The organism is candidate division WOR-3 bacterium, assembly GCA_039801725.1.
In the GTDB taxonomy this organism is placed as follows: domain Bacteria; phylum Hydrothermota; class Tepidihabitantia; order Tepidihabitantales; family DTDR01; genus DTDR01.
The window spans coordinates 1-9,682 of sequence record JBDRVE010000046.1 but is presented as its reverse complement, the minus strand read 5'-3'; the positions used below and the strand labels follow the sequence as shown (position 1 = coordinate 9,682).

Sequence of the window (9,682 nt, the reverse complement as noted above, 5' to 3'; positions counted from 1 at the left end):
GGTTTGTTGGAAAGAATACTTTTGATATAGCAAATGATGAGTTTGTTGTACTTGAACTTGAACACTTAAAGCCTTTAAAAGACTTATTTAGTGTTATAGTTCTTGTTGTTCTTAATGCGGTAACATTTGATCTTTATCTTTCAGATAGAACTACCCCGAGAATGGTTTTACTTGACGAAGCCTGGCAGTTTTTACAGGATACAAAGGCTTTTCAGGATGTTATTGAAGAAGGATACAGAAGAGCTCGAAAATACTACGGCAGCTTCGGTATAATTACGCAATCTATACTTGATCTTGAGCATTTTGGAAGGGTTGGGCAGGTAATTAACAGCAATGCGGGATTTAAGTTTTACCTTGAGTCAGGTGATTTTGCTTTAGCGAAAGAAAAGGGTCTTCTTCCTTTTAAGGACGAACTCAGTTTTTATATGCTCAATTCCATAAAGTATAATGCTCCCAGGTATTCTGAAATTTTTGTCTACTCCGAACGATTTGGTAGTGGAATTATAAGATTAACAGTAGATGACTATTCTTACTACATTTATACGTCAAATCCAAGGGAAATAGGTGAAATTGAGTCTATGGTAAAGTCAGGAATGAGCTATGATGAAGCTATAAATGAAATGATCAGAAAATACAGAAAGTAGTTTGATAGGTCTTCTTCGTTTCTACTTTTAATTTTCTTATACGTATGAAAAAAATAACTTTGTTTTTATTGTTTTACTGCCTAATTTCTTTTTTTACTAGCAGTTTTTACGTTTTTGCTGACGATATTCAAGACGCTGAAGGAAAAGCTAGGGAAACTTATGAGATGTTTAAAAAAACTATTTCCAGTCCCAGGCAGGTAGAACAAAGATATGTAAATCCTCTTTTGGGGAATGTTCCAATTTACACTATAGATAATTCTACATCTTTCAATGCACAGATATTGTGTCCGTCAGGCAGTGAATTTGCAACTGTCGTAATTCAGCCAAGTTCTACAGGAGACCTTAATGTAACGGTTTTTCATCCTGGCGGACAGGCTTTTATTCAAGGTATATCTGGTATTTGTGCAAATGGTTATATAAAGTGTGATCCAGGAACCTGGAATAACTGCACCTACTGGCAGATAAAGTACTCAGGTAATTTGTATTCGGTTAACGCTACTTATTCCTCTCTTGGTGGTTGTTTTTGTGTAAATAATCATTGTGGAAGTAATCTTTTTTGGAGAAATTCAGGTTACATATTAAGTGTTTTTGGTGGAATAGTAGGTCAGGCACTGCAGGAATACGATCCTTCGTATACTGTTTCTGAGGCTGTAATAGAGGGGGCAAGTATTAAGCTCTATGGTCAGTCTTTTTCTAGTTGTTATCAAGCAGGTGGTAGTTCGCAGGTAAAAATGCTAAGTAGTTACATGGATACTCCTCTTCTGATTTCAACAAGAGGATTTGAGGTCTATGAAAGTGAAGTAACCAATCCCGAATCTATGGCTTATGCAGTTACTCAAGCTACTTATAATATTGGGCAGTTTTTTGAGGATAGAACCTGTACTAGGAAAAGAATTATTAATACAAGAAATTACAATTTTGCAGAGATATTTAGTGGATCAACTGACTGTTTTGGAAATATTCCCGGACCTTATGTTTGTGGGGAAAAATGTCTTTATTTTGAATTTGGTTTGGTAAACACTCATGGACAAGGTCAGGCTCTGGTTAATTTTGAAATGACTCCTGATTTTTATAGAGCTTTATCGGAGATAAAGGGATCATGGAGAACAGATACGCATGGACCATATCCTTGTTTGGATGATGATGGGTATGTTCAGTTTTATTTAAATAATCAATATGCTGGTGGAGAAAGTTACGGGGACAGTGAAGCTAAGTGTGGCTGTTGTTCAAGAGCTCCTACTCATTGGGTAACTCTCAATAAAAATTTGATAAATCCTCCTTCTGGGAATGCTTCTTCTATGAATACCCTTAAAGTTTTAGCAGGAGGAGCAGAGCATGATACTGCCGAAGGAGCATGTCGCCCCGTAAGGATATATTTTTTTGTAAGTGAGCCTGTTAGAGGATGTTACGTGACTAATGACTATATTGAAGATAATTGCAATTCTCTGGAAAGCGATTCAGAATGTGTTTTGTGGGAAGAAAAGGTTGATGGAGTTCCAACTGTTCAGGGTGGACAAAAAACAGGTCTTGTTCCCAGACTTAAGTGTGAAACTGTTTGCGATAAAACGGTATGCGATACGGGTTGGTTAGTTGAAAGAAGGTATAAATGCAAAACTTCGGATTACAATCTTACCGGTATTGAAAGAAGGCTTGAAACTGTAACAGGAACTTCAACTTTTGACAATACCAAGATTACATTTGAAGACATAAGACTTGAGAACGGTACCTGGCGTCAGTATTCTCAACAGGAGCTTTATGTGCGAAATTTTTCTCAACCTGATGAATGTGAACCTGTTTGTAGAGTTACAGTCTCTTCAGCTGGTAGGGAAGTTGAAGTGAATATGTCTTTAAGAGGAGAAACTGAAGCACGCAAGGAATATCTGTATAAACCTTGCGTTTTAAATAACAGTAATGAATATATATGTCCTCTTAGTGAAGGAGAAACATTAGATGTAGATTGTACGTGTGCCTCGTTTTTCAACGAAGCAATGATGGCTCTTCAGGCTATAAGACTTGCAGGTAGTGATTTTATTTGTTCTTCTGGAGTGGAAAAAGCATTCTAAAAGATATCTAAGGAGGTTGAAATGAATAAGGAAAGAAGAAAGTTTATAAAACGATTTTCACTTGGGGTTGTGGGATTTGTTCTATCTTCTCTGGAGTTTATTCGGAAGGCAGAGGCTCAGAGTTGTTATACAAACTGCTTCTGTCACTGTAATTGTTATTGTAATTGTTATACGGATTGCTATTCGAATTGTTATTCTTGCGGTTGTATAACTGGAGGATAATCATAACGTGAAAGTAACTTTAATCCTGAAGCCAACCTTTCAGTGTAATGTGAAAAGGTGTAGGCATTGCAGTGTAGGTACAAAGGAAAGTAAAAGCATGTCACCGGAGGAGGCGTGCTTTTATATAAATAAATTCTTGGAGTTTTTAAAAAGGGTGCAGATTGAGGTTTTTTCTGTTGAGATTGTCTGGCATGGTGGAGAACCTATGGTTATGGGGCGTGACTTTTATCTATCTGTTTATTCTTTTCTGGAAAAGAAATTTAAGAATACTGAATTTGTTCATGGAATGCAAAGTAATCTTTTATCCTATTCTCCAGAATGGAAAGATGTGTTTAGTCAGGTTTTCGGCTGGAGGGTTGGAACCTCTTTTGATTTTTATACGACAATAAGATCATATTCAGAGGACTCTTTCTTAAAAGTTTTTACAAAGTTCATGGATGACTCAAGAACTAAGGGGTATGTTATATCAATGGTTACAAAAGAGAACAAGGACAAAATAGAGGAAATCGTAGAAAAGTCCTATAAGTACGGGTTTTATGTAAAACTTAATAAAGTATATAATGCAGGAAAGGCGTCTTTTGGAACTCCTGACTTATTTATTGATATGCCTGCATATACTGAAGCACTTGTGAGATCAGTTGAGGTAGCTTCCTCTCTCGGGTATATAGTATTTCCTTATTTCTATTTTGAGGAGGTAATGGCTGATCCTTTTAGGAAACTCAGATGTAATTTTTCTGGTCACTGTTTTGAGTCTATATTTCATATAGATCCTTATGGAAATCTGTATAAGTGTGCTGTTTATTCAGATTTAGGCTTCAGACCTTATGGTAATTTTGTAAAAGACGAGCTTGACGTAATTGTGAAGAACTTTTTATTTCACAAAACCAGGGTTTATGCTAGTGTTCCAGCTGAGTGTAAGGACTGTGACTTATTTTTTATGTGTGGAGGTGGATGTATAGCTCTGAGAGAACACTTAGGTGATATAAGTTTGAAGAGTCCTTATTGTGAAGTTACAAGAAAAATGTTCTCTCTTGCTAAATTTAATTATAAAAGTAAAGAGAATAGGGTGAGGAAAGTATGCGTAGATTAAGAACAATTGTGTTTATTTTAGCTGTGGTGCTTACAGTTTCAACTTGTAAAGTTTTTGCAGATGTGAAAGACGAAGTTAAAAGAAACTTACAGAATTTGTTTCCAGGTGTGAAAATTGAGAGTATTTTAGAAACTCCCATACCTAAGACTTACGCCGTTTTTATTCCAGGTAGCTCGATTTTGTTTTATAACACTGATGGTTATTTCATTTTCGGTGAAATCTGGACGAAAGAGGGAACTAATATAGCTGGGGTTCTTTCGGTGAAAAGGGCATTAGATAAGATTAAAAGCAAAGGTTTGAAACCTCATATAACTCAAGGGAATGGTAAAGAAATAACCCTTTTTGTGAACCCAGAATGTTTTCACTGTAAGCAACTTTTACTCCACCTAAGTAATTATGTTGATAGAGTTAAGTTAAATATTTATCTTGTTCCTATGCCTCAGTTTCGCTCTGAGACAGAATTAATGGTTACGATTTTGTGTTCTGAAAATCCTTACAACGCTTTAATAGATTATGTAAAAGGTTCAGAAATTAGAAAAATTTTCTCTTCTTACAAGTGTTCTTCCGAGCAAGTTCAGACATATGTAAAAGACTTGGATGAGATAAAAGAGTTAAGAATATCTGTAGTACCAGTTCTTGTAGGTCCAGGGGGTGAAATAGTGATTGGAAATGACGTTTTAAAAGTCAATACCTTACTGGAGAAGTAAAGATGGAAAAGTGTCAGGAATGTGCATCAATTAGTATCTGTAATCTTCCTGTTTTGCGGGAAAGGAATTTGGACTGCAATGTGGTTAGGAAGCTTATAGAAGAGAAACTTCCTGGCTTTTTGAACAGTGTTTATCAACAATACAGGGATTATTCCTTTTATTTTAAGAGGTTAAGTGATGATCTGGTAGATAAAGGAGATCCACTAATTATTGGTTTATCTAAGGTTAATTATGAGTTTGCTATTTCTTTAATGAAAGATCTTAACAGGTTTCCGTGGATCCTCCTTCGTCTTGACAAGCCTGTTGAAGAAGTTATAGAAAGTTTGATCATTGCTGGGCAGCTTTTTGATAAAAGGAAAACGGCTGTTCTTGTTCCTTTTTCTTTAATGATTGCAGATTTTGACAAAAACTTTTTCCTACTAAACCAGGCCGGTCTTTCGTCAGTGATTGCTTACGACAGTGAAGACGAGGAAAAGTTTTTTGAACTGGCTGAAAAATGGATTCAGCATGGAATGATAGATCTATATCCTTATTGTGTTTATTTCAAGGATTATTTCTCAAGGCTTTCAGGTATGCCAGCTTCGTATCTTGTTAGTAATTTATGTGCTTATAACCTTCTTCACTATCTTTATAAGGATAAATCTTTTCTGAGAGGAAAATTTTTAGTGTTTTATCTTGAAAGTGTAGATAGAGATAGTTTAGTCAAATACATTGAAAAGGCTTATTTTTCTACACAGTGTAAAAAGTCTCAAGGATGTAGTTTAGATAATATTGAGCTGGTTTTTTACGACTTGAATGAAAATCTTACCTTGATTCATGACAACAGAATGAAGGTTTTAAACTCCGAAGATCTTGAAAATCCTATATACTGTTTCTCTGATCGAGTTCTTCTTAATTTTAGTGAAATGGATTATACATTGATAGCAACTAACAAGGATTTACTTTTGAATCTTATGTCTATTACCTACCCTTCGGAGGAAATACTATTCAAGGTTGGTTTATTTGACTATCTGGATTCATTTTATTATATTGTCCGTAAATTTGCTGGTTATTTATTTGGTTTTTATGTAAATCTTGATACGTTTAAAAACAAAGAATTTATGGGAAACCTTATAAAAATGAAAAGGCCAATTTTTCTTGAGCTTCCTGACGAATCTGCTTTTATAGAAGCAATAGACCTAGTTTTTAATGATAGAGAGATTGAAACAGTAGTGGAACCTTTTGCTACACTGTTTAGCATGTTTCTTGACGGGACCAGGGAGTGTAACTTTCTTAAGTCTTGTTATCCCGATCTGAATGTTGAAAAAAGTCTTGATATTTTGTCTGATAAATTAACGGAGGTGATGACTAATGGATAAAACGAAAAGAAAGTTTATAAAGGTTTTCTCTTCAGCTGTTGTAATTGGAATAATTTCAACTTTTGGAAATATGTTGACTCGACCGAAAGAGGGACACGCCGTAGATTGTAGTTGTTACTGCGACTGTTACTGTAATTGTCATGCCAATTGCTATTCAGACAGGGCAAGGAGATAATTTGATGAAGAAAGGGTTTTGGTTTTTATTTTTCCTGGTTTTTATTTCTTTTCTTTGCAATCATGTATTTGCTTTAACAGTTGATTTTTTTGATTTACCTTTTCAGAGTAACTTTACGCACAGTTTAAGAAGTGACACCTATTACAAAATATTTTATCTTGGTCAGGGGGTAGAAGGAAATAGCACTCTTTTGCTTATGTTTACAAACGTTGATTTTGAGAACGATTGCTACTGTAAGAATCTCTGTGTGTATATAATTGCAAAAACAAAAAGGAACTCAAGAACCTTTTTTCACAGAATTAAAAAATCCGTTTTAGATCTTCCTGGTCATTCTTTTGATGTAATTAAACAAGGTATGAACAGGTTCTACTTGTTTTCGCTTGTAGAACCTGGACTCCTTAAAGTATATGATGTTAATTTCAATTTTCCATCTTCTTCTAAGAAGAAAGCTTTTCTCACTGTTAGCCATTTACAAGATCTTTATATACCAGATTCAGGAGGAGCAACGAAGTGTAACCAATATGTTGTGACACCTCACATATTTCCAGGAAGCAATGCAAGTCCGGTATTTATTATAGAAAATGACTGTAAACTAGGTAACAAAGGTAAGATATCTTACAATTTATATAGCTTTCATCCTAGAAAAGGTAAGGTAGACTTTCTAAACAGTTATGATCCCGGAGAATATGAAGTATTTGGTAACAGTTTTTACTTGTTTGGTGATAATTTATTAATAATCCTTTTTGATGGCAAAAAGTCATGGAGATTGCAAAGTAACAAATGTAGTGCAAATTTGAATGGTATTCCACTTTTTCTTTCTTATAACTGGGAAACGAAAAATGTTTTATTGTTCGTGCGGGAGTATTTTTCCAGTGTAAACGATTGCACTTTTTACTTTTATCCACTTAATCCTGAATTTGTGAAGTTAATATCTTTTTGTCCTAATGTAAATCTTGTGAGGGGGATATTGTATTCAGGAGTATCCCAATTAAACGGCTTATACAGTTTAGACATACAGAACTGCATTTTGAAGAAGCAGGAAAGCGACATTTCTCCTTCTGAGATTTTAAAAATGGAAAGTCTGTCTTTAGGAAGTGTAAAGTTCGTTAAACCTTTCGTTGAACATAAAGAGGATGTTCTTGTTTTTGAATACAACTGGCAAGGAATTTATAAACTCGGTTTTGTTGAGTGATGTTCACCTTTTATTTAAAGCCCACAGATAGATGTAATTTGTTTTGTGATCATTGTTTTGTTCCTTTGGAAGCAAAGCAGAAATCTCAGAAGTTATCTGTAGAGGTAATCAACGCTTTGTGTGACTTTATTGAAAAGCTAGGTGAACCGCAAGTTCATGTTATCTGGCATGGAGGAGAACCTCTTTTTTATGGAGTTGATTTAATTGAAGAATACTCTTCTATTATCAGGAGTAAACTAGGAAACAGGGTTATTTTTTCACTTCAAACAAATCTCATTTGTGACCAAAAAGAACTTGGTTCCTTGGTTAGGTTTGTTAAGGAGTATACCAATTCAAATATTGGAACTTCGTTTGACTTTGAAATAAGAAAGTACAGAAATTCATTTGAATTGTTTAAGCAGATTTGGTATCAAAATGTAAAATTTCTTGTTAAGAATGATATATTCGTTAATGTTGTTATAACAATTACTAAACTTGTTTCTGTGGATAAGCTTTTCAGTTTTATAAGAGAGATGAAAAATGATGGAGTTAAAAGTTTTCATCTAGAGAGATTTACTCCTTCAGGGAACGGTCTTTTAAATAAAGATAGACTTTATTTGAATCACAGGGAATTTTTTGGTTTTCTTGAGGAGGTTTTGGAAAGGTACATTTTCCTCCTAAAAGAAGGGTTTTTGTTCCGCTTAAATCCTTTTGACAAGATGGTTAAATCTTACTTTTTTGGCAAAGGAGGAGGATGTTTTTCAGGTGATTGTATGTCTAGAATGATAACAATATCCCCCGATGGAAGTGTTTCAAACTGTCCTGATCTTGCTTTTTATGAAGAATACACTTTTGGAAACCTGTTGACGGATCCTCCAGAAAAAATCCTTTTAAACAAAAAAAGACTACATACTATAAAATATCAGGAAACATTTATATGTCTTGATTGTGAGTATTTTAACATCTGTCATGGAGGTTGTCCTCATCATTTTTTTGGTTTTGATAGGGAATCCTGCAAGAAATTTTTTAGAACTTTTACAGAGAATGTAAATATCTTATACGAATTTCTTTGTTTATATGGTATATGAAATTGGTATTGTATGTACGTGGCATTGTAATGCGGGTTGTTCGTTTTGTTATTCAGACTCTAGGATAATTCCAGAATTCGATCAGGACTTTTTGTTGCTTTTTGCTTTTATATGGAAAGATAGAAAGGAGTATCTTCAGAATCTTTCTGAAAAGGTGTGTAGTATTTTTAAGAATGCTAGTTTTTTAAACGTTGGAATAACAGGAGGTGAGCCATCTTTAATCCCTTACTGGGTTTATGACAGTATTCTTGGTCCTTTCAAGAAACTTAATTGCTCTCTACGTTTTACTTTTTCAACAAACGGAAGTTGTTTAAACGATGAGTATCTAGAATGGTTGAAGCATAACAATTTTGTTGTTTCACTTTCTTATGATGCCATGTTGCGGAAGATGAAAATGCAGAATTTTGTTTCTAGGCTAGAGAAGATAGCTAAGGTGATAGAGCCTGACAATCTAAGACTTCATTTTCTTGTATATAAAAGGATGGATATCGAACAAAATGTTAAAATTCTTAAAACACTTGACTGGTTAAAATGTAGTTTCAGTTTATATCTTCCGGTAGGAAGATCTGGAGATTACTTTCTGAGTGAAGATTCTATTCTTCTTTTCTTTCGTAGAATTTTTGATGAAGGATTGCAAAACAGATTTCCTGAAATAGCAAATATTATTAATGCTTTGAAAACAAGTTCTTGTACCTTGGTAAGTAATATAAATAGTATCTGGGGGGAATGTTGGAATGCTTTTAGAATTGACTTTGAAAGGGCTGAGATAACTGACGGGGATGGATGCATTTCCAGGAGAGTTTCTATTTATGAGGTATCTTCTGTAGAGGACCTCTTCTTGAAGCTTGGAGTTTATGAAATTGTGAAGAAGAAACTCAGTGCTGAATGTGAAAAATGTAGTTACTTTTCATTTTGCAGAGGAGGATGTTTTCTTTTGAAGGGTAGATATAGCTGTGCAGGTCTAAAGAAAGTTTTAGATTTCCTGGCTAAAGCTGTACTATGATAGAAATCGAAATAAGAGTAACTGACTATTGTAATCTTTCCTGTAAACACTGTTATGCTGACGCCAAGAGTTTAAGCAATCCCTCCTTTTTTGATATGGATCCTAGGTATAGTGAAGAATACTTGAAGAACTTTGTTGAAAAAGTTTTTGATTTTGTTGAA

8 protein-coding genes are annotated in these 9,682 nt (G+C 34.4%); all 8 read left to right on the top strand.

Translation table 11 applies throughout. From position 1 onward, the window contains the following. The coding region (locus ABIK75_07770) for an ATP-binding protein (protein MEO0090984.1) at positions 1–644 on the top strand (644 nt) is incomplete at its 5' end. Positions 645–688: 44 nt separating this feature from the next. Beyond that, the gene (locus tag ABIK75_07765) at positions 689–2,707 is read left to right on the top strand and encodes a hypothetical protein (GenBank protein MEO0090983.1); all 2,019 of its coding nucleotides are present in this window, start codon (positions 689–691) and stop codon (positions 2,705–2,707) included. Positions 2,708–2,936: 229 nt separating this feature from the next. Next, positions 2,937–4,019, top strand: a complete 1,083-nt coding sequence (locus tag ABIK75_07760; protein MEO0090982.1) for an SPASM domain-containing protein — start codon at positions 2,937–2,939, stop codon at positions 4,017–4,019. Next, the gene (locus tag ABIK75_07755; protein ID MEO0090981.1) at positions 4,007–4,726 is read left to right on the top strand and encodes a disulfide isomerase DsbC N-terminal domain-containing protein; all 720 of its coding nucleotides are present in this window, start codon (positions 4,007–4,009) and stop codon (positions 4,724–4,726) included. Before ABIK75_07760 ends, ABIK75_07755 begins: the two co-directional genes overlap by 13 nt. A gap of 2 nt (positions 4,727–4,728) precedes the next feature. Next, positions 4,729–6,084 (top strand): hypothetical protein, encoded by a 1,356-nt coding sequence (locus ABIK75_07750; protein ID MEO0090980.1) that lies wholly within the window; start codon positions 4,729–4,731, stop codon positions 6,082–6,084. A gap of 179 nt (positions 6,085–6,263) precedes the next feature. Then, positions 6,264–7,451 carry a hypothetical protein gene (locus ABIK75_07745; protein MEO0090979.1) on the top strand — a complete coding sequence of 396 codons (1,188 nt, stop codon included), beginning with the start codon at positions 6,264–6,266 and terminating at the stop codon, positions 7,449–7,451. Then, on the top strand, positions 7,451–8,518 hold the full coding sequence (locus tag ABIK75_07740; protein ID MEO0090978.1) for a radical SAM protein: 1,068 nt from the start codon (positions 7,451–7,453) through the stop codon (positions 8,516–8,518). The genes ABIK75_07745 and ABIK75_07740 overlap by 1 nt, the downstream gene beginning before the upstream one ends. After that, the gene (locus ABIK75_07735; protein MEO0090977.1) at positions 8,508–9,521 is read left to right on the top strand and encodes a radical SAM protein; all 1,014 of its coding nucleotides are present in this window, start codon (positions 8,508–8,510) and stop codon (positions 9,519–9,521) included. The genes ABIK75_07740 and ABIK75_07735 overlap by 11 nt, the downstream gene beginning before the upstream one ends. Positions 9,522–9,682: the final 161 nt, after the last annotated feature.